This window comes from Pedobacter montanisoli, from assembly GCF_022809115.1.
GTDB classification, from domain to species: domain Bacteria; phylum Bacteroidota; class Bacteroidia; order Sphingobacteriales; family Sphingobacteriaceae; genus Pedobacter; species Pedobacter montanisoli.
Genome location: NZ_JALGBH010000002.1, coordinates 743,360 through 767,020, shown reverse-complemented (window position 1 = coordinate 767,020; position 23,661 = coordinate 743,360). Strand labels below are relative to the sequence as shown.

Genomic DNA, 23,661 nt, shown 5'->3' with positions numbered 1-23,661 from the left:
AATTCTTTTGTTCTATACCGTTTTCACCTCTCCTTCGTTGTAATCTTTGATATCGGTAATATATCCGTTCAGCAATAAGAAATCAAACAAAGGTTTAGCTTCTGGTGATACAGGCATATTCTGCGTAGTAATTACCGTATTGGTTTTCTTATCTAAGAAAGGATAAGCAAACAGTCTGATATTTCTGCTAAACATATCATTTACATAGCTCAGCAAATGACCAGTATAATTCTCACCAAAATTGGTAGAATTAAATACAAATTTAAGGTTGTTAATATTGGTTGACATGCCCACGCTATTTGGTTTACATCTATCTAAATATTTAGCCAGACGGTTTTTACGAGCAAAGTTAGATACAATTACATAATTACCTGTTTTACACATTTCTTCGGCACGTTTTGCCACTGCTTCCAGATCAACATCATCCTGTGCTTCGGTACCATCGGTTAATACATTGGTAATCAAAACCTCAATCAACACTCGCAGATTTTCATCTGCCACGTGGTTAACCCGTTTAAACTGATCAATTGCTTTATTAAATAAGCTAAAGTTAGGATTAGATTTTTGCCCATATTTGGTACGCAAAATCATTACATCTTTTTTATAAAGCAAATCTTTTGCCTGACGTGGTTGTGCTTCAGGATCAAAAATTGAAGCGGCCGAAAAATCTTTAACAACGAGATATAGGTTCAGCAGTAAATTGTTTACATTTTTAAATGCCGGCCCATTAACCGAAATCAGATCTATTTCTACCGAACCTACATTTAAATTATCTACCAATGATTCTATCATGGTTTTAGGATCGTTGATGTAATAAAAAGCAGCGTAAATAAGGTTCACACCTATAACACCTAAAGACCATTGTTGGTTCAATACATCGGTATCCAATAAGCGAACGTGAAAATAGATCTCGCTCGCCTCTCCTCCCGGCTCGGTTTGAAAACGTAAGCCAATCCATCCGTGAGGATCATTTGTTTTTGTATAGTTTAAGGTTGTAACTGTATTGGCAAAAGCGAAAAAGGTTTTATTCTGGTATTTCTCTCCGTGCAAACGCTCAACCAATAGCGAATATTCATGATCCAGCATTTTGGTTAAACGGTTCTGGCTCACATACCTCCCCGAATCTTCGGCGCCATAAATAGAATCGCTAAAGGTCATATCATAGGCCGACATGGTTTTGGCAACTGTTCCAGAAGCAGCGCCAGCATTGAAAAACGCCCTGGATACTTCCTGTCCTGCACCTATTTCGGCAAAAGTACCATAAATCTTTGGGTCTAAATTTATATTTAAAGCTTTACGCTTGGTATCGAGTATTTCACGTTGCATAGCACAAAATTATACAAATTGAGCGGGTTTTAAAACTGCATCCGTAATTTGGAACATTTCTGAAAAGAGAAGATTAATAAATGAAAAAGGGCCGCTTTTGGCAGACCCTTTTAAACAAACAAACTAACTATGAATTATGAAATTTTTATTTCCCTATGTTGCAGTTTAGGTTCATCTTGTTTAGCAATGCTAATGGTTAAAACACCATTCACATATTCGGCATTGATTTTATCCTGATTTACATGATCAGGCAACAAGAAAGATCTGTTAAACGAAGTATATCCAAACTCTTTACGGGTATAACCTTGTTGCTCGTCATTCACCTCTGTTTTCTTCTCAACCTGAATGGTTAAATCATTTTCTTTTAAATCTATTTTAAAATCTTCTTTAACCAAACCCGGAGCAGCTAGCTCAATTTTATACTCGTTTTCTTTTTCAATAATATTTACTGCAGGCATTTTATGCATACCATAATTTTTGTTGAATGCCTCGTTAAACAAACTATCAAATACATTGTTAAAATAAGGCGTGTTATTTCTCGTTCTGTTGTTAAATTTTACTAAGTTCATTTTATATTACCTCCAATAATTATTTTTATTTTCTGTTATCCCATATGAACAAAGCTTGTTCCAAGTCTAAATTCAATTAAAAACAAGACAAAAAGTCATAATAAAAACTCAAAATAAGACAAAAAGTCACTTTTAAATTATGTATGACAATTATAAATACAAAACAACAGTAGAAATTAGGTTTGCAGACTTAGATGCTTTCGGGCATGTAAACAACGCTACTTACTTAACTTATGTAGAGGTTGCAAGAACCAAATACTGGAAACAGGTCATTAAATGGAACTGGAAGAAAACCGGTATAGTAATCAGAGAAGTTAATATCAGTTACATAAAGCCTATAGTGTGGGGCGATAAGATTTTTATTTACGTTCGCACCTCTAAAATTGGCAACAGCAGTTTTGATATTGAATACAAAATTGTAAAGAGAGAAAAAGAAGGAGAAATATTATGTTCTATAGCCAAAACAACTTGTGTTGCCATAGATTTGAAATCTAAGACTTCTACACCTATCCCCGAAACTGAACGCCGCAGAATGATTGAATTTGAGCAATTACATTAATTACGCTGGTATTTCAATTGAACAAAAGAATGCCCAATCTGACCAGGCATAGGTGGATTTATTTTCCTGATGCCTATAGTTATGGTATCAACAAATGCATAAGCAGACGAGATCTTATCTATTATATTTTTCACTACTGTTTCCAGCAGTTTTTGCGTATTGCGCATTTCTTCTATTAGTATCTGATTTAATACCTCGTAGTTTACTGTACGCTCCAAATCTTCTGTATCTCCTTTAGGTTCAAAAGTCACTTCTGCATCCACTATAAAATAGTTTCCGGTTAACTGCTCCTCAGGATAAAAGCCATGAAATGCGTAAAATTTAACATCTTTTAGGGCTACGGTTTGTGTAAACATAAATGATTTGTAATTATTCTGTGCCACAATATTAATTAAAATAAAAATTAGGTCGCGTTTTTATCTGCCCTTGCTTTAAATTATTAACTTTGGTTCCAACCAACAATTTTAAATCTAATACAAACATGAGCAAATCAGCAAAAAAAGACTTATACGAAGCACCTGATTATTACTTAATTGACGAATTATTATCTGAAGAACACCTTTTAATACGCGCAACAGTTAGAGACTGGGTTAAAAAAGAAGTAAGTCCTATTATTGAAGATTACGCACAAAGAGCCGAATTTCCTAAACATTTGCTTAAAGGCCTTGGCGAGATTGGTGCCTTTGGCCCTACTATTCCTGTTGAATATGGCGGAGCTGGTTTAGATTATACCGCTTACGGAATTATTATGCAGGAAATTGAGCGTGGCGATTCAGGCATCCGCTCTACTGCATCGGTACAAGGCTCTTTAGTTATGTATCCTATTTATGCTTATGGTAGCGAAGAAATGAGAAAAAAATATCTTCCTAAATTAGCTACCGGCGAGTTAATGGGCTGTTTTGGTTTAACTGAACCTGATTTTGGCTCTAACCCCGGAGGCATGGTAACCAATATTAAAGATAAAGGCGATCATTTCCTATTAAATGGTGCTAAAATGTGGATCTCGAATGCACCTTTTGCTGATATTGCTGTAGTTTGGGCAAAAGATGAAGAAGGCAAAATCAGAGGTATGGTTGTAGAACGTGGCTGGGAAGGTTTCAGCACACCTGAAACACATAACAAATGGAGCTTAAGAGCTTCTGCTACCGGTGAACTTGTTTTTGATAATGTTAAAGTTCCTAAAGAAAATGTATTTCCTGATATAAGAGGTTTAAAAGGTCCATTGGGATGCTTAAACCAGGCTCGTTATGGTATAGCATGGGGAGCTTTAGGTGCTGCAATGGATTGTTATGATACTGCTTTAAGATACAGCAAAGAGCGTGAGCAATTTGGCAGACCAATTGGCGGTTTCCAGTTACAACAAAAAAAACTGGCCGAAATGATCACTGAAATTACCAAAGGACAACTTTTAGTTTGGCGCTTAGGTAAATTAAAAAGTGAAAACAGAGCTACTCCTGAACAAATATCTATGGCTAAACGAAACAGTGTTGAGATTGCATTAGATATTGCCCGTAATGCACGCCAAATGTTAGGCGGAATGGGAATTACCGGAGAATACCCTATTATGCGCCATATGATGAACCTGGAATCTGTAGTTACTTATGAAGGTACACATGATGTTCATCTATTAATCACCGGTATGGACGTAACCGGCTTAAATGCATTTAAATAATCAAAAACTTCTCAAATATTTAAATATCATTTTAATGCTCACAGCAAAAAACGAGAAGTTTATCTTAATCATTTTATTCTTATGCTGCTTTTTACCTGTTAAAGGACAGCATAAGAATTTTTCAATATCAGCCTCTGAACCCAACTGGCTTCAGAAACAAATTGTAAAAGATATTAAACCGGCAGAGAAGGATATCCAAGACGGATATTATCTTTCTGCTTACGAAAATCAACAAAATTTAGAAACTCAGGAACAATATCAAAGAACAATAAGGAATATTGTTTCTGATAATGGTGTGCAAAACGCATCCGAAATTTCGGTAACATTTGATCCTTCTTATCAAGAATTAGTTTTTCATAAAATTATAGTCTGGCGTAATAACAAGCCTATAAATAAGCTGGTTCACAACAACTTTAAGGTAGTAAAGAACGAAAAAGAATTAGCCAAATTTATTTATAGCGGAACTTTTGATGCATATATCATCTTAGATGATATAAGAAAGAATGACAAGATAGAATATTCATATACCATAAAAGGACATAACCCTGTTTTTGGCAAAGCTTTTTCAACAGTTATTTATTTTGAAGGCAATAGCCAGCTTTCCAATCTCTATTATAACGTCATCTTTAACAAACAAAGAAAAATTAACCTCAAGAATTTTAATAAAGTACCCAATCTCATAACAAGAGAAGCCAATAATTTAAAGATATATGAATGGAAACAGGATCTAACGCAAACCATTAAAGCAAATGATTTTGAACCATCCTGGTATAATCCATATGGGAGAACACAAATCAGTGAATTTAATACCTGGAAAGAGGTAGTAGATTGGGCCTTAAAACTACATGAGTACAATATTTCCAAATCTCCCATACTAAATACAAAAATTGCTGATCTTAAGAAGAAAGCAAACGGAGACCTCATACAATACCTCACCTTAGCCACCAGATTTGTGCAGGATGAAATCAGGTATATGGGGGTAGAAATCGGCGAATATTCACACAGACCAAATTCACCAGAACGAGTTTTAAAGCAGCGTTATGGAGATTGCAAGGATAAATCATTGCTACTCGTAGCGCTATTAAAGGCTAATGGGATAACCGCTTACCCCGTTTTTATAAATACTTATAATGGTATTAAATTAAATGAGCTTCTTCCTTCGCCAAGTGTATTTAACCATCAAATAACCTTGGTTGAACTATCAGGTAAAAAAATATGGATAGATGCCACCGTTACCGATCAGGGAGGCTCTATACTTGAAAATTATTTCCCTTACAGTGCAAATGTATTGGTAATTAAACCAGGTAATGATAAATTAGATTTGGTTACAGAAAACCCAAAAGGTCAATTAAAGATAGAATCTGTTTTCCATGTAGCAGACACTATAGCTGGCAGTAAAACAAAATTAATCATTAAATCTGTTTATTCTGATAATTATGCCGAATCTTTAAGAAACGAAATTAATAGCACAGGAATAAGTAAGTTATCTAAAGCTTATTTAGATTATTATGCCAAAACATATCCGGGAATTACCATAAGCAAAGATCTAGAAATTACAGACAACAGGCAGAATAATATCATTTCTTTAACAGAATACTACGAAATAGAAGATATTTGGCAGACCGACTCCCTAAAAAACAGAATAGCTGTAAAGTTTTATGCAGATATGATAGAGGGCGAGCTTAGAGAACTCAATAAAGCCAGAAACGTTCCTTTTGCACTTAAATATCCATCAAACATTCATCAAATCTTTAAAATTGTATTGCCAGAATGGACAATTAAAGATGAAAAAGAAAGTTATAAGCGAAATGCCTATCAGTTTGATTATAGTATTAAATACGCTTCAGACACGTTAACTCTCGACTATAAGTATCAAAATTTTAAACCTGAATTAACAGCCGGAGAAACCAATCAGTATGTTAAAGATAAAAATGCGATACTTGAAAACGTTAGTTATGAGATATTCTGGAATAAAAAAATTGAAAAACAAGTTACATCCGGAATTAATAGTTGGGCGGTAGTAATCTTTTTATTTTCGCTTTTAATAGGGGGATTTATCTCCTACTATTTATATACAAGAAAAGGAGATCATGATATAGAAAAAATAAAATTCGCAAGATCAATTAATGGCTGGTTAATATTGGCTGCAATTATAGTTGTAATAAGCCCATTCACATTAATGTTCTCTTTTTTTAAAATGGGGCATTTTGAGAATAGTACCTGGTCAAATTTCTCAAGATTTGATGATATTACACAGTTTCTATTTAAACTAATGCTTTCGGGAGAGATTTTATTTAATTCTTTATTAATTGTTTACAGCGTATTCCTGATATTTTTATTCTTTAATCGTAGAGATATACTACCTAAGCACTTCATCATTTTCAGAATTGCTGTTATAATTGCACCTATTTTGGATGTATTTTTTATCTATCTGATTTATGAACAAGCAAAATTGGAGTTTAAACTGATAGATTTTACAGGTGATATTTCAGCAATAATCCGTAGTACTATTTTTTCTTGTATATGGATTATCTATTTCATAAAGTCGTCTAGAGTAAAAGAGACATTTGTATTCACTTATCCCAAAAGTAATTGGGCTTATGAATTGGCCGAAATTAATTTAAAGGAAAATTTAATTAGGTTTGAAAGTGAAAATCAGTCTCACATTATGCCTGATAAAACTAATACAGAAAACAATGAAAACATTTAAAAAATATATAACCCTTCCCGCTCCTCCCGATGAAGTTTATCTGGCGCTAACCAAAGCTCAGAGCATTCAACTTTGGACAGGATCAGAAGTAGATTTTGTTGCCGAAGCGGATCAGGAATTCTCTTTATGGGATGGTGATATTGTAGGCAAGAACCTATTGTTTGAAGAAAATAAGAAAATAGTGCAGCAATGGTATTTTGGCGAAGATAATGAAGTTTCTATCGTAACTATCAAATTGCATCCCGATAAAAAAGGCACCTCTCTTGAGTTTGTTCAAACCAATATTCCTGATGAAGATTATAATGATTTTACAGAAGGCATACAAGAATATTATTTAGGAGGTTTAGTAGACTTTTTTGAAGAGGAGTTTTAGATATATCCTATAAAGAGGGTGTTTAGTTTTAGGTCACGTCATTCTAAACCGTACATTGAACGTCACTCTGAATTTATTTCAGAGTCCATATTTCTTTAGATAAGATGCTGAAGCAAGTTCAGCATGACGAACAGAAATCAGGTAAAATAAATACTACATAAAACCCGCTTTGATTTATAAATCAAAGCGGGTTTTCTTATAAGAGAATTATCTCAAATCGCATCTGATAGAGAGGTAAACGTAAAGTCTCTTATTTTTAATGGAGGTAACAGGTAATTGGCATTACTTTCTCCACTAACTGTTCTTTCTGTTTTACCCAACTCGTCTAGATTGTTTAACATGATAATAGGACTTTCATTGAAACGGAAGTTTTTAACCGGAAATTTGATTTCTCCATTTTCAATGTAAAAAGTACCATCTCGTGTTAATCCCGTTAACAATAACGTTTGAGGATCAACCGAACGGATATACCACAAACGAGTAACCAATATCCCTTTTTCGGTGCCTTTGATCAATTCTTCTAAGGTTTTAGAGCCACCCTGCATAATCATACCATCTGGCGAAGGAATTGCTTTAATCCCTGTTTTCTGTGCCCAATATCTAGAACTATATAGATTTTTAACCACTCCCTTTTCAATCCAGTTTACTTTTTCCTGAGGTCTGCCATCACCCGACCAATTTGAGGTTGGCAATTCCGTGTTCCATGGATCTGAATAGATATTAACACGTTCATCTACCAACTGTTCCCCTACTTTTGTTTTGCCTCCCGGTTTGCTCATAAAACTACGGCCTTCATCGGCTTGTCTGGCATCTAAGCCAGAAAACAAATTTTCGAGCATTACTGCAACAGCAGTCGGTTCCAGAATAACGGTATATTTTCCCGGTTCTATTGCTTTAGCGGCTACAGATGATAATGCTTTCTTGGCTGCAATGGCGGTATCTGCTTTAGCATTCAATTTTGTAAAGTCATTATAACCTTTGGTGGCATAGCCAGAACCTTTACCATCTTCTGTTCTTACCGTAATGTTAAATGCTACATCCGTAGATTTGTTATAGGCAAATAAACCTTTGCTGTTCATCATTGCCGAGTAGCCCATGCTATTTGATAGAAAACCAGCAGCAGTCAATTTATTTTCTTTGGCTTGGGTTAAACTTGCCTGTACAGCATCTGCTCTTTCTTTTGGCGATACAGCAGCTGTAGATTCAGAAAATGTAGGCGTTTCAGGGCCATATTGTTGCGGACCAAGAAAAGGCATAAATTCTGGATTTTCAGGTGCAAGTTGGGCCAATTCCTCAGAACGACGCACTACTTTTTCTAAAGAAGCATCATCAAACTCATTAATGGTAGCTGTTCCTGATTTTTTTCCAAATGCAGAAGTGACCACCATTCCGTTAGAACTGATCCCGCCACTTGTAGATACGGAATTTTTGGCATACCTGATATTACCACTATCAGACCCATATAGATTTATTTCGCATTGTTCTGCTTTTGAGTAACTAAGCGCTTTAGTCAAAAGAGCTTTAGCTTGTTCTTTCGTTAATATTGGCATGATTTCTATCCGATTTTTCTAGCTGTATTAATTACGTTAACTTTATTGAAACGTGCAGTTGCCGATCCGTGAGATACAGCACTTGACTGCATAGGTTGTCCCTTTCCATCAAAAAAAGATCCTCCTAAACGATAATCGCTCTGATCACAAATGGCCACGCACGAGTTCCAAAATTCTTGTGTATTGGCTTGGTAGGCTACGTCTTTGAGCATCCCTGCAATTTTACCGTTTTTGATTTCATAATAGAGCTGTCCACCAAATTGAAAATTATAGCGTTGCTGATCAATAGAGAAAGAGCCATCGCCAACGATATAAATACCTTTTTCTACATTCTTAATCTGATCTGCAATAGTTAATGGCTTTTTACCGGGTTGCAAAGAAATGTTAGCCATACGCTGAAATTGAACACTGCTCCAGTTATCGGCATAACAGCAACCTTGAGAATGATCCAGCCCTACAATATGTGCTTGATCCCGGATAGCCTGATAATTTACCAATATGCCATCTTTAATAATATCCCATTTTCCGCATTTTACACCTTCATCGTCATAACCGACTGCACCTAAAGAGCCTACTTCTGTTTTATCAGCTGTAATGTTTACTTCTTTACTACCGTAGTTAAATTTCTTAGATTCCCATTTATCCAAAGTAAGGAAACTGGTTCCGGCAAAATTAGCTTCGTAACCTAATACCCGGTCAAGCTCTGTAGGGTGTCCGCACGATTCATGAATAGTTAACCATAAGTGCGATGGGTCTAATACCAGATCATATTTACCAGGATCTACTGATTTTGCGGTCATTTTTTCACCTACTTGTACGGCAGCCTGTTTGGCATCCTCAAGCATATCGTAACGGCCTTTATAAAGTGTGCCGATTGGGCTGTGTATTTTATCTTCTGGTCTGGCATTCAGATATTCATAACCTTTACCCGTAGGTGCACTTAATGCATTTCGGGTTTCAAATTTACCTGTTACTTTATCAATTTTTGTGATGAAGAACGTAGGCCAAATCCGATGAATGTCCTGATCAATATAAGAACCGTCTGAAGAAGCAAAATATTTCTGTTCGTTCACCATAAATAAAATAGAATTAACATAATCTGCACCACCTTTCATGGCGGCATCATTTACAGATAAAAGCAGATCTACCTTTTCTTTAATGGGAACTTCAAAAGCATTTTTTTCTATAGGGGCCTTCCAGCTCACTTCTCCATACCCTTTTTGAGGCGCCAATTGTACAGGTTCAGTTAACAAACGTGAGTTTTCTTTAGCAATGGCTACAGCCAGTTCTGCTGCTTGAGCAATGCTGTCTTTATCCAATTTATCTGTTGCCGCAAAGCCCCAGCTTCCATTAGCAATTACACGAATACCAATGCCATACGATTCGGTATTTACTATATTCTGTACTTTATCCTCTCTTGTTACTACATATTGATTGAGATATCGTCCTACACGTACATCTGTGTAGGTTGCTCCTTTTGAGCGAGCAGCATTTAAAGCCACATCCGACATTATTTTTTTGGCAGCAGGGTCAATATATTCTAATGCCCGCTCTGGAGAAATTTCTCTCCCAAATACAGGAATTGCAGGAAGCATTGCCGCAGCAGCCCCAATCCCTGTTAAATAAATAAAATTTCTGCGTTTCACGTTTAAGAATGGTTTAGGTTACTTAAATGTAATTATAAAGTACATAGTATTCGTAAAAAATTGATAAATAATTCAATATTATACTTGTTTTAAGAATCTGAAACACGCAGGATGAAAGACAATACTTCTGGTTCTTTCTTTCTCTCCATTTTAGAATTATACAAACCTTAATAATAATCTGATGTTATATTCAATAACATTTAAGGTAGAAAGGAGAAATTTATGGGCAGATCATTAGGTATACTTCTTATTGTAATTGGTTTAATCCTTTTTATATGGACCGGATTTACTTATACCCAAAAGGAAAAAGTAATAGATGCGGGTTCAATAGAAGTTACAACCGACAGGCAGAAAAATGTAAGCTGGCCACCTTATGTTGGTGGCGTAGTCTTATTAGTAGGTTTAATCGTTTTTATTTCAAGTAAGAAACAAAAGGATTAAATCATTTAAGGTCTGTATGCTGCCTGAATTTCTAGCCAATCAGGCAGCATAAGCAATGCTATTCTATAGTAAGCATATCTATTTTTCTATGTGCTTTTTCTAAACGCAAGCCCATATTACTGAGTATTTTGGTTAAGCTCTGCGGATCTTCGGGTGCGAAACTGAATTTGATGTCAAATTTTTCCTGATTTCCCGTTTCATCCAGAACAAACTTACCATAGCCAAATATTTCTAAAAAATCTGCGAAATCGTTCATAGTTATACCTTGCTGATCTATTTCACCATGTCGGGCAAAGTAAGTTCTTTTACCACTGCTGTTCCGGGTAACTTTATTAAACAGGTTTTGATCTTCAATTTTTAAAAGCAGAACTTCTTTATCATAAGGTGTGATGTTTGCATGTAAATTAAATTTAGAAGCAAGCTCTGCCTTTAAAGCAGGTATGAGCTCCTGAGGTTTTTCTACAATAATATCTAAGCAATACCTGTTCTTATCTTTGACCTTATCTATAGTTCTTCCGTAAGGAAAATCTCCGAAAGCACGCATATACATATTATTTAGGCCTACATTGATAAAAGTTAACCTTCTGCCTTTAAAATTACTGTCTAATGCAAACGTATGGAGCATTCCCGGTCCGCCCTTGATCTCGGGCTGCCATAACACCCTTTCCTTGACTGTATCAGGCACTTTAAAATAGGTTTGTATATAATCTGTGGTAAGATTATCTGTTTTTACATTAATTTTAGGTTTTTGCTTGGCCCACAAACTATCGATTATTTTTTCGGTAATTTCTTCGGGAGCAGCGGTTGCGAATAAGTTTCCTTCTGTATCTATTAAAATGCTATGCGGTATAACTGCAAAAGGAAAGTATTTTCTTAACTGTTCTGCCCCATCAATAGCAAACCATAATTTAAAAGGTTTATTTTTAAGAAACTGTCGAATACGTTCTTCTTTTTCGTTGGTTACGGTAATTACCTGTAATTTATCTTTATATTTTGCCTGCATCTGCTCTAAATGTGGCATTGCCGATATGCAAGGTCCGCACCAGGTAGCCCAAAACTCAATCCAGATAATTTTGTCTTTAAAATCTGCCGATTTGAACGACTTTGAAGATGCATTTAAAACAGTATCTAACGTAAAATCAGGTACTTTCTCTCCTATTTTTATTTGTTGGGCATAGCTTAAGCCTGTCATCAGCAACAGACATAGAATAATTCTTCTCATATCATTGTGTTTTAGGCAAAAGTGCTGCTAAATGAACGTAAGTGAGGTTAACAAAAGTTAAGCTAAGTTAATTAGTGTTAACTCATCAGTTTTTACACCTCAATAAACTTATGTTTGTGCATGCAAAAAAATATGCGCTTTGTTGTGGTACTTATGAGCTGCTGTGTATTGGGCATTGTCTGCCTGCAGTTGTACTGGAATTACCGCAGCTATAAAACCGTTACAAAAAATTTTAAGGCCGAGGTAAATCAGGCTTTGAACAATGCGGTTAACAGCGAAATGGAATGGTGGCGTAACCAAATGGTTAAACAGGTTAAAATCTGGCTTGCCGACACCTCTTTATTTACCATTGATTGTGATATCAAGAACCGCGACAGCAATACGGTATTTACTTTACAGGATACGCATCCTCGGTTTCTGGAAGATACCAGCAGGCGTACTAAATTCTTCAAAATCGGTTTAGCCAAATTCACTAAAAAACTTAGAAAAATCACTCCTGAAGCTAAAGAAATCTTCATCAATCATTTTGCCGAAATAGTATTTAAAGAGGATATTAAAAAAGGGATTGTATACTATTACACCCAGGGTTTGGGTGACAGTATAAATGTAATGATGAATGCCAGTAAAGTAAACCTACAACAGTTAGACAAGTACCTTAAACAAGAATTAAAAACAAAGGAGATCAATTCGTCTTTCACCATCAATGCTCAGGCAATTAAAGATGCTAAAAACTACTTTGTAAGTGAAAAAGTAAACGCTTCTTTAAGGAGACCCTTTGAAAAAGAATGGGTACAGCTTACGCTTGAAAATCCTAACCGGTTTTATTTCAGAGAAATGAAATGGATCATCATCACTTCTTTATTATTGATCGGGATTACCATCTTTTCTTTTATCTACACTATAAAAACTTTGCTCAGGCAGCAAAAACTGGTACTGATCAAAGATCAGTTCATTAGCAATATGACACATGAATTTCACACCCCTCTTTCATCCATACAAGTTACAACAGAAGCACTTGAAAGATTTTCATTTGACATTGAAACGCAAAAACAATACCTAGAAATCATTAAACAACAAGCCGGGAAATTAAATAATTTAACCGCTCAAATCTTACAAAATGCCAAACTGGAAACTTTGGGCATTACCATACAAGAGGACATTGACCTGATAAGTCTTCTTAACGAGTTAACAGAAGAGTTTGGACAAAGAACAGCCATAGACTTATCTTTTAGTCATCAAAACCTTAAAGCTGCTATTATTAAAGGCAGCAGAAACGATCTAAAGAATGCTTTAAGTAATTTATTGGATAATGCATACAAGTATAATTTCAGTCCTCTGAAAGAAATACGGATTGTGTTAAGCCATAAAAATAACCATTATCAGATCCGAATATCAGATAATGGCATAGGTATTCCTTCCGAATTCAGAACGAAGATATTTGAACCTTTTTTTAGAATAAATGCTACTGATAACCATGATGTAAAAGGTTATGGTTTAGGTTTAAGCTATGTTAAAAAAATCATGGATCTACATAAAGCAAGTCTTACCGTAACCAACAACGGCTCTAAAGGCAGTATATTTACCATTGAGTTTTAATGATGAGCAAAATACATATCCTCCTTATTGAAGATGAACCCGCATTAGCCCGAGTAATCAGTGATAGTCTTGCACAGCAGAATTATAATGTTACAATTGCAACAGACGGTAAAAAAGCTTACAATACTTTTCTTAACGGGTATTTTGACTTATTGATCTTAGATGTAATGCTACCTCATACCGACGGCTTTACACTTGCACAGCAAATCAGGTTAATCAATAAACAGACACCGCTGCTATTTTTAACTGCAAAAACGGAGACCAAAGATGTAATTAAAGGCTATGAAAGTGGTGGTAATGATTATTTACGCAAACCATTTAGCTTAGATGAGCTTTTTTTAAGAGTTGCCGAATTACTTAACCGGCATAAAAATGTTCCTGATAAAATGCCCGAACAGATCAATATTGGCAAGTATCTCTTTAAGTATGAAAAACAGGAGCTTTGGTATGATCAGGAACTCATCAGATTGTCTAATCGTGAAACTGAACTCTTATTCCTGCTTTATAAACATAAGAATGCCATTACCGAACGAAAAACAGCACTTACCTTAATCTGGGGTGATGACAGCTTTTTCAATACCCGTACTATGGATGTTTTTATTACCCGATTACGTAAACATCTGCAAAAAGATAAGAGTATAGAAATTCTCAATATAAGAGGAATGGGCTATAAACTGGTGTGTTAAGCTTATTTAAACCAACCTTTACGCCAGAAATATATAATCTGTAAAATTGCGATAGCTCCCATAATAATCAGCGTATATAAATAACCATGCTCCTGATAAAGCTCAGGCATATTTTGTGGCATGATTTTACCCGTAACAGGATCTTGTTTTGAAAAATTCATTCCATAAATACCCGCAATAAAAGTAAGCGGAATAAAAATGGAAGAAATAATGGTAAGCACCTTCATGATCTCATTCATTCTGTTACTTATAATAGACAAATACATATCAATATTGGTAGCGGCAATCTCTTTTATAGATTCTACCATATCAATAATCTGCACACAATGATCATAAGCATCTTTAATAAACAGTTTTGTTTGCTCGGTAATGAGGTTGCTATCGCTACGTAAAATATCATTCATTTTATCACGCTCAGGCCACACAACCCTTCTCATTGCAATCAAATCTCTTTTGATCATCTGCGTTTCAAACATCACGCTTTTATCAGGTTTATCCAGCAAACGATCTTCTATCATATCTAGGCGTTCATTCCATACATTCAAGATAGAAAAATAAGAATCTACCACCATGTCCATTAAGGCATAGAGTAAATAACCAGAGCCTGCAATCCTGATATTTCCCTTACCTACACTCAGTCTTTTTCGTACAGCTCCTAAACAATCATCGTAATTTTCCTGCAAGGTAATCAGTGTATTTTTGGTAAGGATAAATGAAAGTTGTTCGTTCCAAAGGCTTTCATCAGGATCTAAGCGCAACATCCGGCTAATCGCAAAGGCATAGCCGTCATATTCCTCAAATTTTGGACGATGATAGCTCCTCGTAATATCTTCTAAAACCAGCCTGTGTACATTAAAATCATTATTCAGTACCTCAAACATTCTGGCCGATTTAAATCCTTTGATATCTATCCAGTAAGTGTATTTCTTATCCGAAATCTTCTCTTTGATCCCATCCAGGTTATCAAGTATTATTTCTTCATAAGTATCCTGATTATAAATATGCAGGGTAATTTTTGGAGTTAATGATTTCTCGTCAATATACACATAGCCTGGCGTGGTTCCCGGTTCAGGTATGGCATATTGCTTCCTTTTACGTGAATGATATTTGGATTTAGCCATGCAATTTGATTAAAGGTATGATTTAGCCTGTGGTCCTTTGTTAAATAACAAATCTACAATACTAAGGTTCGATATAAATTCATTTCTATCACTAAATACCTGAAAATAAGGTTTCACCTCTATCAGAGGTACGTTCTTTTTTGTAAAAGTCATTCGGTAATCATCAGCTGCATCTATATCTTGCTGGTAAGTATCTGTAAACGTAAAGTTATGATCTGTCTTGAGCTGTTTTAAAACCCAGTTCAATAGTTCCTGATTGTAATCGAAAAGAAAAGTATATTGCTTTTCATAAAATGGGGCCAGGCTGTCTTCATAAAATTCAAAATAGGCCGAACTACGGTAACAAGCCTGTAAACTCAACCATTGCAAACGCTGCCATTTTACATCGTAACTAATCTTAACATCTTTAAAAGGAGTGTGTATCTTAGAGCCTTTTGCAACAGGAACCGTTAAATCTAAACCACCATTTGGTGATGCTATAGTTGCCCTGTTTCTGTAAGTCTGCTTAGGAAAATGCTCAAATTTCTCCAGTATAACATTATAGTCATGAGCCTTTAGCAAAGTAAAGTAGTTTATAGGTGGAAGGTAAAAAAGTGGAAATATGGCTGTTTTTTGCATCTGATATTTTATGTTTGCATTACAGTTGCCAAATTAATGATTAAAAAAGGTTTTTCTTACATCGGTATTTACTTTTTGCACTTATTGTCATTTCTTCCTTTTTGGTTTTTATATGCGCTATCAGACCTTTTATATTATCCAGTATATTACCTGATAAGATACAGACGACAAGTAGTGCGTAAAAATCTGGTGAATGCTTTTCCGGATAAAGAACTTGCCGAGATCATACAGATTGAAAAAAAGCATTACCGCTATCTTACAGACCTGATGTTCGAGATTGTAAAGCTGAGCTCAATAAGCAAAGCGGAGCTCTTACGCAGAGTTAAAATGAAAGATCACGAACAAGTTCAAACCTATTTAAAACGTGGCGAAAGTACCCTATCTTGTACGGGACATTATGGTAACTGGGAAATGTGCATGGTTGTTGCCGGTATTGAGTTTTATGCCGATTGCAATGTAATTTATAAACCTATCAATAACAAAGTCTTTGAAGGTTGGTTTAACCGGTTACGCAGCCGTTTTGGCAATACCTTAGTAGCTATGAGACAAACGCCAAGACAAGTTATAACTACTAAAAACGAAACCACCATGTTTTGTTTTGCCAGCGACCAAAGCCCAGTACGTAGCGAAGTGCAATACACTTTAAACTTCTTAAATCAACCTACGGCTGTGCTGATGGGTTTAGAAAAAATAGCTAAACAAACCAACAGGCCTGTTTTTTATTTTGAGTTTGACCGGGTAAAACGAGGTTATTATGATATTATAACTATGCCTTTATGTCTTGATCCAAAGCAAACCGAAATGCATGAAATTACAGATCTGTTTTTTAAACATCTGGAGCAAACCATTAACAAACAACCCGAATATTGGTTATGGAGCCATAATCGGTGGAAATTAAATCATTAATATGAAACCAAGCGTAGCAGTTGTGATCTTAAACTGGAACGGTAAGCTTTTATTAGAGCAGTTTTTACCTTCTGTGGTAAAAACCAGCTACGAAAACTTGCAGCTCATTGTAGCAGACAATGCTTCTACAGATAACTCTGTTGCTTTTGTAAAAGAAAATTACCAACAAATAAGGCTTATTATCAATACTCAGAATTATGGTTTTGCTCAAGGCTATAATGAAGCACTTAAGCAGGTTGAAGCAGATTATTTTGTATTACTGAACTCTGATGTTGAGGTTAGCGAAAACTGGGTAAGCCCGGTAATTGAATTAATGGAAAGCAATAAGCAGATAGCTGTTGCGCAACCCAAAATCAAATGGTTAAAGCAAAAGGAACTGTTTGAATATGCTGGTGCTGCTGGCGGTTATCTAGACAATTACGCTTTTCCGTTTTGTAAAGGCCGTATTTTTGACGAAGTAGAGAAAGATCATAACCAATACAATAACAATGAAGAGGTCTTTTGGGCAAGTGGTGCCGCTTTCTTTATCCGAAGTGCAGACTGGAAACTTGCTAATGGCTTAGATCCTGATCTGTTTGCCCATATGGAAGAAATTGATTTATGCTGGCGTTTAAAGAACATGGGCAAGAAAATTTATTATTGTGCCGATGCAGAAGTTTATCACTTAGGTGGCGGAACGCTAAATACTTCAAGTCCTTTTAAAAATTATCTTAATTTCAGGAACAATCTCATTATCATGCAAAAAAACCTCCCTTTTGGAGAGGCATTTACTAAAATTTTCATACGCCTTTGGATAGATTTGGCCGCCTGGTTTCAGTTTTTATTAAAGGGCAATTTCAAATTTGCCTTTTCTATCAATAAAGCACATTTACATTTCTTTACGGTTTTTTTTAGAACTTCTGCTAAACGCAGCAACCAAACCAGTTTTAAAAAGCATGCGGGAACTTATCCTAAAAGTATTGTATGGGCGTACTTTGTCAATAAAAAGAAGAAGTTCAGTGATTTGATTTTTTAAATCTATTTAGCTTCTGTTTCTATTTGCTCTTTTATGGTTTTATCTACCCAATAAATAGTATTTGAAGCCAAACCATAAGTACTGAATTTGATTAAACCATCTTTTCCTATAATTACATGCGTAGGGTAACTTCTAACACCGTATTTCTCTGAATAATAACGACCATCGTCTATAATGTTGTATTTAAAAGGATTTTGCTTTAAAAAGCTTTTAAGGCTTGTGGCATCATCTAATGCAATAGCCAAAAATACTACATCTTTGTTTTCTTTATATTTATCTACAAGCTCATTCAAATCAGGGATTTCTGCCTTACATGGCGGGCAATTGATAAACCAGAAATTTAACACGTAAACTTTTCCGGTTTCTTTCTTCATATCAAATCTAGTCCCATTCAGGTCTCTAAATTTTTCAGTACTGAATTTGCTTCCTTCTTTAAAAATCTCTGCTGTTCTTGGTTTAGGTAAAGTAGCCGCTCTTTCATCCGAACGTTTTTTACGAGCCAGCTTTTCTTCATCTGTAGTTTTATAAATAAAAAATTCAAACTGGTCGCTTTCTTTATTTTTAAGGCCTTTAAGGGAATATTCTCCCTTTTCCGTCATCTTTTTCCAGATCACATAAGGATAAATCATCCCTGTGCTGTCTTTTACAACTGTATTCTGGTCTAATTTAGGAATAGTTTGACCGTATGATTTCAATACTACAAAGAGTATAAGAACGATAATTAGTTTTTTCATATTTTTAGTTTTGGTTTAAAAAGCTCTCTATAGCCAGACGATATCCATCTAAGCCAAATCCTGTTAATACGCCTTTACAATTTTTTCCGGTTAAAGAAACATGTCTATATTCTTCACGGGCGTAAATATTTGATATATGCACTTCTACAACAGGTGTTTGAATACCTGCAATTGCATCTGCAATAGCTACTGATGTATGTGTATAAGCTCCTCCGTTTAAAATAATTCCATCATAGCTAAAACCTGTTTCATGTATCTTGTTAATCAGCTCTCCTTCTACATTACTTTGAAAATAATCAATTTCTATGATACTGTAGAGTGTTCTTAGTTTCTCCAGATATGCATCAAAACTTTCAGCTCCATATATAGTAGGCTCACGTAAACCTAATAAATTTAAGTTTGGGCCGTTTATAATCTGTATTCTCATAATTTATTTCTGCTGAGGGGTTAATAGTGTCCTATATTTTTATTTCGTATTATTGCAATGTTATAAAAAAATCGCAAAAAATGAACACCCAATCTTATTTAAAAGGATTTGGCATCTATTTAAAATTAGAGCGTTCATTATCTAAACACAGTATTGAAGCGTATCTAAATGATGTAAATAAGTTGTTTCAATACTTAGAAATCAGTGGTTTTGATGGAAACATTAATCAGATCACTTTAAAAACCCTTCGCGATTTTATTGCCTGGCTGCATAATTTGGGTATTCAGGCCAGCAGTCAGGCCAGAATTATTTCAGGTATCAAATCATTCTTCGCTTATCTTTTGCAGGAAGAAACCATCCGCAAAGATCCAAGTGCTTTATTAGAAACTCCTAAAATTATCCGTAAACTCCCTGATACACTCAGCATACATGAAATTAACCAGATTATTGAAGTGATAGATGCATCGAAACCTGAAGGTATGCGAAATAAAGCTATTATAGAAGTATTGTACGGTTGTGGCTTAAGAGTTAGTGAGTTAACTGATTTAAAAATATCCAATATTTATCCGGAAACAGAATTTATAAAAGTAACTGGTAAAGGAAACAAAGAGCGGATAGTTCCTATTGGCAGTACTGCACTTAAGTTATTGAATATCTATATTAATGAGATAAGAGTGCATTTAAATATCAAAAAAAATCACGAAGATTATATTTTCCTCAATAAATTCGGAGCTAAAATATCAAGGATTTCCATATTTAACATCATCAAAGAATTGGTTGTCAGTGCCGGTATCCGAAAAAATATCAGCCCACACACATTCAGACATTCGTTCGCTACGCACCTCATAGAAGGCGGAGCCGATTTAAGAGCAGTACAGGAAATGTTAGGTCATGCCAGTATTACCACTACAGAAATTTATACGCATTTAGACCGTAATTATCTTCATAGCGTAATTACTCAATTTCACCCAAGATCTTAATAAGGTTTATTGCACTTGATCATTCTGTCTTTACCTTGAATATCTTTTCTTAATTCTATGTTAACAAACATTTTGTCTTTTAATAATTGAATGGTTTCTTCACTTAAAAACTCATTAATTTCAAAAAAAAGATAACCACCTTCTTTCAGGTTTTGGATTGCAAAATCAGCGATAGCCTCATAAAACACCAAAGGTTTTTCGTTGCTCACAAATAATGCTCTGTGAGGCTCATGTGCCAATACATTTGTATGCATATCTTCTTTCTCCTTAAAAGTGATATAAGGAGGATTGCTTACAATAACATCAAGCTGAAGATTTTTTATCGATGCTGGGTTTAGTATATCATCCTGTATAAAATCAATTTCAACCTGATTAAGCTCAGCGTTAATTTCAGCAGTTGCCAAACTGTCTTCGGCAATATCTATTGCCATAACATGAGAACCTGGTTTATTCTTTTTCAGGGCTATAGCTATACAACCACTTCCTGTGCCAATATCTAATATATTAAGGCTATCATGTGTTAACTTTTGATCTGTATTGCAAACCGATAATATCCAATCTACCAGCTCTTCGGTTTCAGGGCGTGGTATTAAAACAGAAGGATCAACTTTAAAGTATAATCCATAAAAGTAAGCCTCTTCCAATATATACTGAATAGGTTCCTGTTTTGCCAACCGATCAAGTATAAGATCAAATCTGTTTAATATGCTATGATCAATAGCTGTATCTTTTTTGAGCAAATAAGCAGATCGGTTAAGATTCATTACATGCGCTAGGGCAATATAAAACAAGGCTTCTGCTTCACTTTCATCGTAAATATGGCTTAAATGCTCGCTGAAACGTAGCGCAACAGACTTTAATTTCATGTATTCAAAATTAGCGATAATATTACAAAGCCTTTATACAGGAAACAACAAATAAAAATAACATCCCCTATCTTTTAACATATTTTGGCTTATTTTTGTGCAATGAGCCACGAAAAATATATGCAGCGATGCCTGGATTTAGCGGTTTTGGGCATAAACTCAGTAAGTCCAAATCCAATGGTGGGCTGTGTTATTGTTCATCATGATAAAATCATTGGCGAAGGCTATCACCAAAAGTTCGGAGAAGCACATGCCGAGGTCAATGCTATTAAAAGTGTGTTCGATGCTTATGGAGATAAAGCCCCTGCCTTGTTAAAAGAAGCTACGGTATATGTAAGTTTAGAACCTTGTGCCCATTACGGAAAAACACCTCCCTGTGCAGACCTATTAGTTAGACATGAGGTTAAACAGGTAGTTATTGGCAATACAGATCCTTTTACGGGTGTAAATGGCAAAGGTATAGAGAAGTTAAAAAATGCAGGCATAGAAGTTATTACCGGAGTATTAGCAGAAAAATGCACCTTTATCAATAGACGGTTCTTTACCCGCGTTACACAAAATAGACCTTATATCATTTTAAAATGGGCACAAACCCAGAATGGTTTCTTTGCACCACTTAACAAAAGCAAAAAATGGATTACCGGTGCTTTAGCTAAACAGCTTAATTACAAGTGGCGTAACGAAGAAGATGCGATTTTAATAGGGAAAAATACTGCGTTGATTGATAACCCACAATTAACCAGCAGAATTAAAGGATACAAAAATCCTATGCGCATAGTAATAGACCGAAATCTTGAAATTCCTACTAAATATCACATCTATAATACAGAGGCTAAAACAATAGTTTTTAATGAGCTCAAAACCGAAATAAAGGATAACATTCATTATATACAAATGGAAGATATGCACTTTTACCTTCCTCAAAAACTAGCTTACCAATTGTATTTGATGGATATACAATCTGTAATTGTGGAAGGAGGTGTTAACTTATTGAACCAGTTTATTACAGCCGGATTATGGGATGAGGCTCGTATTTTTACAGGAAACCAGATTTGGCATGAAGGAATTGAAGCACCACAGATCAAAGGTGCTTTGCTTGAAAGACTACAATTAGAACATGATGAACTTACTATCTTAAGACCCAACCGTATATGATCTATCTCTTTACCAGTATAACATGCAGCGTAATTGTAGGAGTTTTGCTAAAACTGGCAAAACGATATGAAATCAGTATCACCCAGGCGGTAACCTGGAATTATCTGTTTGCCATTTTCTTAAGCCTTTTCTTTTTTAAACCAGATGTAAGTAGTTTTAACATTGCCCAGATTAGCCCTGTTTACATTGTTTTGGGCTTTTTACTACCTGGTATCTTCATTATTTTAGGCTTATCTGTAAAAACAGCCGGACTGGCCCGTACAGATATTGCACAACGTTTATCCTTGATCATTTCGCTATCTGCAGCTTATTTCTTATTTAATGAAAAGTTCGATTCTTTTAAGGAAATAGGGTTAGTCTTTGGTTTTATCGCTATTTTTTTGATTTTATACCGTAAAAGCGAACATACAGCCCATATAAAAAGCTGGCTCTATTTGTTATTGGTTTTTGGTGGTTTTGGTATAATAGATATATTGTTTAAAATGGTAAGTCAAATAACCGATATACCTTATACCACCTCCCTGTTTTACATCTATAGTTTAGCTTTTGTTCTATCGCTCATTTATACTTTGTACTTAGCCAGCAGAAAGCGGGAAAAGTTGCAATTAATTAATTTTATTTGTGGTTGTATTTTGGGTTTCTTCAATTTTGGCAATATCCTCTTCTATCTAAAAGCGCACAAAGCTATGGCTGATAACCCTTCTACTGTTTTTGCTGCCATGAACTTTGGGGTAATCATTGCCGGAACTCTTGTAGGCATTATCATTTTTAAAGAAAAATTAAGCAAGATCAATTACTTAGGTCTTATTGCTGCACTTATCGCTATTTTGCTGATCACTTTATCTAAAATTTATGCTGTTTAACGATACCTATCAAACTATTAGTCATACAAGTGAAGGCATTTTCAGAGATAAAGGCAGTAAGTTTATAGGTTACGCCTACCCTATTAAAAGCGAGAGCGAAATCAAGGAAATAATCAGCAAATTAAAAGCTGAACATCCTAAAGCCCGACATCATTGCTGGGCAATCAGATTAACGCCAGATCGTAGTGTTTTTAAGCTAAATGACGATGGTGAACCTTCAGGAACAGCCGGCCGACCGATATTAAACACTTTGCTATCTGCAGATGTAACCAATGTTCTGATAGTAGTGGTAAGGTATTTTGGCGGTACTCTATTGGGCGTACCAGGCTTGATTAATGCTTATAAGAATGCCACTCAAGAAGCACTTAATAATAATGAAATCGTAACACGTACCGTAAATGATGTTTACAGGATTGAATTTGATTATTTGGCTATGAATGCCGTGATGCGTGTTGTTAAAGAAGAGGATTTAATTGTTTTAAGTCAGCATTTTGATACACAATGTGCTTTAGAGTTTGAAGTAAGGAAAACCAATTTGAATAGCGTTCTTGGTAAACTTGAAAAGATAGATCAGGCTAAAATCTCTTATCTCAGAACGGTTTAGTCCTGTTTTTTTGATAAGTTTG

Annotated in this window: 24 protein-coding genes; 13 read left to right on the top strand and 11 right to left on the bottom strand. The window is 35.2% G+C overall.

All coding sequences use genetic code 11. The features are described 5' to 3' along the window. Positions 1 to 12 precede the first annotated feature (12 nt). The gene (locus tag MMF97_RS11120) at positions 13 to 1,326 is read right to left on the bottom strand and encodes a nicotinamide mononucleotide adenylyltransferase (RefSeq protein ID WP_243362392.1); all 1,314 of its coding nucleotides are present in this window, start codon (positions 1,324 to 1,326) and stop codon (positions 13 to 15) included. Between the two features lie 134 nt (positions 1,327 to 1,460). After that, positions 1,461 to 1,895 carry an Hsp20/alpha crystallin family protein gene (locus tag MMF97_RS11115; RefSeq protein ID WP_243362390.1) on the bottom strand — a complete coding sequence of 145 codons (435 nt, stop codon included), beginning with the start codon at positions 1,893 to 1,895 and terminating at the stop codon, positions 1,461 to 1,463. Between the two features lie 139 nt (positions 1,896 to 2,034). Here MMF97_RS11115 and MMF97_RS11110 point away from each other — a divergent pair, with 139 nt between their 5' ends. After that, positions 2,035 to 2,454: an acyl-CoA thioesterase gene (locus MMF97_RS11110; RefSeq protein WP_243362389.1), complete on the top strand. Its 420-nt coding sequence runs from the start codon at positions 2,035 to 2,037 to the stop codon at positions 2,452 to 2,454. Here MMF97_RS11110 and folB read toward each other — a convergent pair. Beyond that, positions 2,451 to 2,837 (bottom strand): dihydroneopterin aldolase, encoded by a 387-nt coding sequence (gene folB, locus MMF97_RS11105; RefSeq protein WP_243362388.1) that lies wholly within the window; start codon positions 2,835 to 2,837, stop codon positions 2,451 to 2,453. The two genes, MMF97_RS11110 and folB, sit on opposite strands and share 4 nt — an antisense overlap. Before the next feature lie 98 nt (positions 2,838 to 2,935). On the opposite strand from folB, the gene MMF97_RS11100 reads away from it, so the two are divergent. From MMF97_RS11100 to MMF97_RS11090, 3 genes are read left to right on the top strand one after another with little or no spacing between them, the layout of a single operon-like run. Beyond that, positions 2,936 to 4,126: an acyl-CoA dehydrogenase family protein gene (locus MMF97_RS11100; RefSeq protein ID WP_243362387.1), complete on the top strand. Its 1,191-nt coding sequence runs from the start codon at positions 2,936 to 2,938 to the stop codon at positions 4,124 to 4,126. Positions 4,127 to 4,160: 34 nt separating this feature from the next. Beyond that, the gene (locus tag MMF97_RS11095; protein WP_243362386.1) at positions 4,161 to 6,836 is read left to right on the top strand and encodes a DUF3857 domain-containing protein; all 2,676 of its coding nucleotides are present in this window, start codon (positions 4,161 to 4,163) and stop codon (positions 6,834 to 6,836) included. Then, positions 6,823 to 7,209, top strand: coding sequence for an SRPBCC domain-containing protein (locus MMF97_RS11090; RefSeq protein WP_243362385.1), 387 nt, complete (start codon positions 6,823 to 6,825; stop codon positions 7,207 to 7,209). The genes MMF97_RS11095 and MMF97_RS11090 overlap by 14 nt, the downstream gene beginning before the upstream one ends. 212 nt (positions 7,210 to 7,421) lie before the next feature. Here MMF97_RS11090 and MMF97_RS11085 read toward each other — a convergent pair whose 3' ends face one another. Then, a complete protein-coding gene (locus MMF97_RS11085; protein WP_243362384.1) occupies positions 7,422 to 8,759 on the bottom strand; it encodes a TldD/PmbA family protein in 1,338 nt (445 codons plus the stop codon). 5 nt (positions 8,760 to 8,764) lie between these two features. Beyond that, positions 8,765 to 10,405: a TldD/PmbA family protein gene (locus tag MMF97_RS11080; RefSeq protein ID WP_243362382.1), complete on the bottom strand. Its 1,641-nt coding sequence runs from the start codon at positions 10,403 to 10,405 to the stop codon at positions 8,765 to 8,767. Positions 10,406 to 10,627: 222 nt separating this feature from the next. On the opposite strand from MMF97_RS11080, the gene MMF97_RS11075 reads away from it, so the two are divergent. Next, positions 10,628 to 10,846: a DUF3185 family protein gene (locus MMF97_RS11075; protein ID WP_243362380.1), complete on the top strand. Its 219-nt coding sequence runs from the start codon at positions 10,628 to 10,630 to the stop codon at positions 10,844 to 10,846. Positions 10,847 to 10,904: 58 nt separating this feature from the next. Here the strand turns inward: MMF97_RS11075 and MMF97_RS11070 are convergent, their stop codons facing one another. Then, positions 10,905 to 12,068 carry a redoxin family protein gene (locus MMF97_RS11070; protein ID WP_243362378.1) on the bottom strand — a complete coding sequence of 388 codons (1,164 nt, stop codon included), beginning with the start codon at positions 12,066 to 12,068 and terminating at the stop codon, positions 10,905 to 10,907. Between the two features lie 120 nt (positions 12,069 to 12,188). Between MMF97_RS11070 and MMF97_RS11065 the strand changes: the two genes are divergently transcribed. Both MMF97_RS11065 and MMF97_RS11060 read left to right on the top strand, forming a co-directional pair. After that, entirely contained in the window at positions 12,189 to 13,664 is a 1,476-nt protein-coding gene (locus MMF97_RS11065) for a sensor histidine kinase (RefSeq protein WP_243362376.1), read from the top strand. Continuing rightward, the gene (locus MMF97_RS11060) at positions 13,664 to 14,350 is read left to right on the top strand and encodes a response regulator transcription factor (protein ID WP_243362375.1); all 687 of its coding nucleotides are present in this window, start codon (positions 13,664 to 13,666) and stop codon (positions 14,348 to 14,350) included. Before MMF97_RS11065 ends, MMF97_RS11060 begins: the two co-directional genes overlap by 1 nt. Before the next feature lie 2 nt (positions 14,351 to 14,352). On the opposite strand, the gene corA is transcribed toward MMF97_RS11060, so the two are convergent. Further along, positions 14,353 to 15,471 carry a magnesium/cobalt transporter CorA gene (gene corA / locus MMF97_RS11055; protein WP_243362374.1) on the bottom strand — a complete coding sequence of 373 codons (1,119 nt, stop codon included), beginning with the start codon at positions 15,469 to 15,471 and terminating at the stop codon, positions 14,353 to 14,355. A gap of 9 nt (positions 15,472 to 15,480) precedes the next feature. Then, positions 15,481 to 16,089 carry a WbqC family protein gene (locus MMF97_RS11050; protein WP_243362373.1) on the bottom strand — a complete coding sequence of 203 codons (609 nt, stop codon included), beginning with the start codon at positions 16,087 to 16,089 and terminating at the stop codon, positions 15,481 to 15,483. Positions 16,090 to 16,125: 36 nt separating this feature from the next. Here MMF97_RS11050 and MMF97_RS11045 point away from each other — a divergent pair, with 36 nt between their 5' ends. Both MMF97_RS11045 and MMF97_RS11040 read left to right on the top strand, forming a co-directional pair. Then, positions 16,126 to 16,995, top strand: coding sequence for a lysophospholipid acyltransferase family protein (locus MMF97_RS11045; protein ID WP_243362372.1), 870 nt, complete (start codon positions 16,126 to 16,128; stop codon positions 16,993 to 16,995). 1 nt (position 16,996) lies between these two features. Then, entirely contained in the window at positions 16,997 to 18,010 is a 1,014-nt protein-coding gene (locus MMF97_RS11040) for a glycosyltransferase family 2 protein (protein WP_243362371.1), read from the top strand. Positions 18,011 to 18,012: 2 nt separating this feature from the next. Here the strand turns inward: MMF97_RS11040 and MMF97_RS11035 are convergent, their stop codons facing one another. After that, on the bottom strand, positions 18,013 to 18,744 hold the full coding sequence (locus MMF97_RS11035; RefSeq protein ID WP_243362370.1) for a TlpA disulfide reductase family protein: 732 nt from the start codon (positions 18,742 to 18,744) through the stop codon (positions 18,013 to 18,015). Positions 18,745 to 18,748: 4 nt separating this feature from the next. Beyond that, positions 18,749 to 19,171 (bottom strand): type II 3-dehydroquinate dehydratase, encoded by a 423-nt coding sequence (aroQ, locus tag MMF97_RS11030; RefSeq protein ID WP_243362369.1) that lies wholly within the window; start codon positions 19,169 to 19,171, stop codon positions 18,749 to 18,751. 80 nt (positions 19,172 to 19,251) lie between these two features. Here aroQ and xerD point away from each other — a divergent pair, with 80 nt between their 5' ends. Further along, complete coding sequence (xerD, locus tag MMF97_RS11025) at positions 19,252 to 20,151, top strand: site-specific tyrosine recombinase XerD (RefSeq protein ID WP_243362367.1); 900 nt, start codon at positions 19,252 to 19,254, stop codon at positions 20,149 to 20,151. Here xerD and prmC read toward each other — a convergent pair. Then, entirely contained in the window at positions 20,148 to 21,017 is an 870-nt protein-coding gene (gene prmC / locus MMF97_RS11020; RefSeq protein ID WP_243362365.1) for a peptide chain release factor N(5)-glutamine methyltransferase, read from the bottom strand. The two genes, xerD and prmC, sit on opposite strands and share 4 nt — an antisense overlap. 102 nt (positions 21,018 to 21,119) lie before the next feature. Here prmC and ribD point away from each other — a divergent pair, with 102 nt between their 5' ends. The 3 genes from ribD to MMF97_RS11005 are packed head-to-tail and all read left to right on the top strand — an operon-like array spanning position 21,120 to position 23,639. Next, complete coding sequence (gene ribD, locus MMF97_RS11015; protein ID WP_243362363.1) at positions 21,120 to 22,172, top strand: bifunctional diaminohydroxyphosphoribosylaminopyrimidine deaminase/5-amino-6-(5-phosphoribosylamino)uracil reductase RibD; 1,053 nt, start codon at positions 21,120 to 21,122, stop codon at positions 22,170 to 22,172. Beyond that, a complete protein-coding gene (locus MMF97_RS11010) occupies positions 22,169 to 23,035 on the top strand; it encodes an EamA family transporter (protein WP_243362361.1) in 867 nt (288 codons plus the stop codon). The genes ribD and MMF97_RS11010 overlap by 4 nt, the downstream gene beginning before the upstream one ends. After that, complete coding sequence (locus MMF97_RS11005; protein WP_243362359.1) at positions 23,025 to 23,639, top strand: IMPACT family protein; 615 nt, start codon at positions 23,025 to 23,027, stop codon at positions 23,637 to 23,639. Before MMF97_RS11010 ends, MMF97_RS11005 begins: the two co-directional genes overlap by 11 nt. Positions 23,640 to 23,661 lie beyond the last annotated feature (22 nt).

Bases quoted from the DNA above. Each gene is read 5' to 3' on its own strand.
- ribD (WP_243362363.1), top strand. From the start codon at position 21,120: ATGAGCCACGAAAAATATATGCAGCGATGCCTGGATTTAGCGGTTTTG.
- corA (WP_243362374.1), bottom strand. From the start codon at position 15,471: ATGGCTAAATCCAAATATCATTCACGTAAAAGGAAGCAATATGCCATA.
- MMF97_RS11060 (WP_243362375.1), top strand. From the start codon at position 13,664: ATGATGAGCAAAATACATATCCTCCTTATTGAAGATGAACCCGCATTA.
- MMF97_RS11095 (WP_243362386.1), top strand. From the start codon at position 4,161: ATGCTCACAGCAAAAAACGAGAAGTTTATCTTAATCATTTTATTCTTA.
- aroQ (WP_243362369.1), bottom strand. From the start codon at position 19,171: ATGAGAATACAGATTATAAACGGCCCAAACTTAAATTTATTAGGTTTA.
- MMF97_RS11010 (WP_243362361.1), top strand. From the start codon at position 22,169: ATGATCTATCTCTTTACCAGTATAACATGCAGCGTAATTGTAGGAGTT.
- MMF97_RS11120 (WP_243362392.1), bottom strand. From the start codon at position 1,326: ATGCAACGTGAAATACTCGATACCAAGCGTAAAGCTTTAAATATAAAT.
- MMF97_RS11085 (WP_243362384.1), bottom strand. From the start codon at position 8,759: ATGCCAATATTAACGAAAGAACAAGCTAAAGCTCTTTTGACTAAAGCG.
- MMF97_RS11115 (WP_243362390.1), bottom strand. From the start codon at position 1,895: ATGAACTTAGTAAAATTTAACAACAGAACGAGAAATAACACGCCTTAT.
- MMF97_RS11090 (WP_243362385.1), top strand. From the start codon at position 6,823: ATGAAAACATTTAAAAAATATATAACCCTTCCCGCTCCTCCCGATGAA.
- MMF97_RS11040 (WP_243362371.1), top strand. From the start codon at position 16,997: ATGAAACCAAGCGTAGCAGTTGTGATCTTAAACTGGAACGGTAAGCTT.
- MMF97_RS11070 (WP_243362378.1), bottom strand. From the start codon at position 12,068: ATGAGAAGAATTATTCTATGTCTGTTGCTGATGACAGGCTTAAGCTAT.
- xerD (WP_243362367.1), top strand. From the start codon at position 19,252: ATGAACACCCAATCTTATTTAAAAGGATTTGGCATCTATTTAAAATTA.
- MMF97_RS11035 (WP_243362370.1), bottom strand. From the start codon at position 18,744: ATGAAAAAACTAATTATCGTTCTTATACTCTTTGTAGTATTGAAATCA.
- MMF97_RS11005 (WP_243362359.1), top strand. From the start codon at position 23,025: ATGCTGTTTAACGATACCTATCAAACTATTAGTCATACAAGTGAAGGC.
- prmC (WP_243362365.1), bottom strand. From the start codon at position 21,017: ATGAAATTAAAGTCTGTTGCGCTACGTTTCAGCGAGCATTTAAGCCAT.
- MMF97_RS11075 (WP_243362380.1), top strand. From the start codon at position 10,628: ATGGGCAGATCATTAGGTATACTTCTTATTGTAATTGGTTTAATCCTT.
- MMF97_RS11065 (WP_243362376.1), top strand. From the start codon at position 12,189: ATGCAAAAAAATATGCGCTTTGTTGTGGTACTTATGAGCTGCTGTGTA.
- MMF97_RS11110 (WP_243362389.1), top strand. From the start codon at position 2,035: ATGTATGACAATTATAAATACAAAACAACAGTAGAAATTAGGTTTGCA.
- MMF97_RS11100 (WP_243362387.1), top strand. From the start codon at position 2,936: ATGAGCAAATCAGCAAAAAAAGACTTATACGAAGCACCTGATTATTAC.
- MMF97_RS11050 (WP_243362373.1), bottom strand. From the start codon at position 16,089: ATGCAAAAAACAGCCATATTTCCACTTTTTTACCTTCCACCTATAAAC.
- MMF97_RS11045 (WP_243362372.1), top strand. From the start codon at position 16,126: ATGATTAAAAAAGGTTTTTCTTACATCGGTATTTACTTTTTGCACTTA.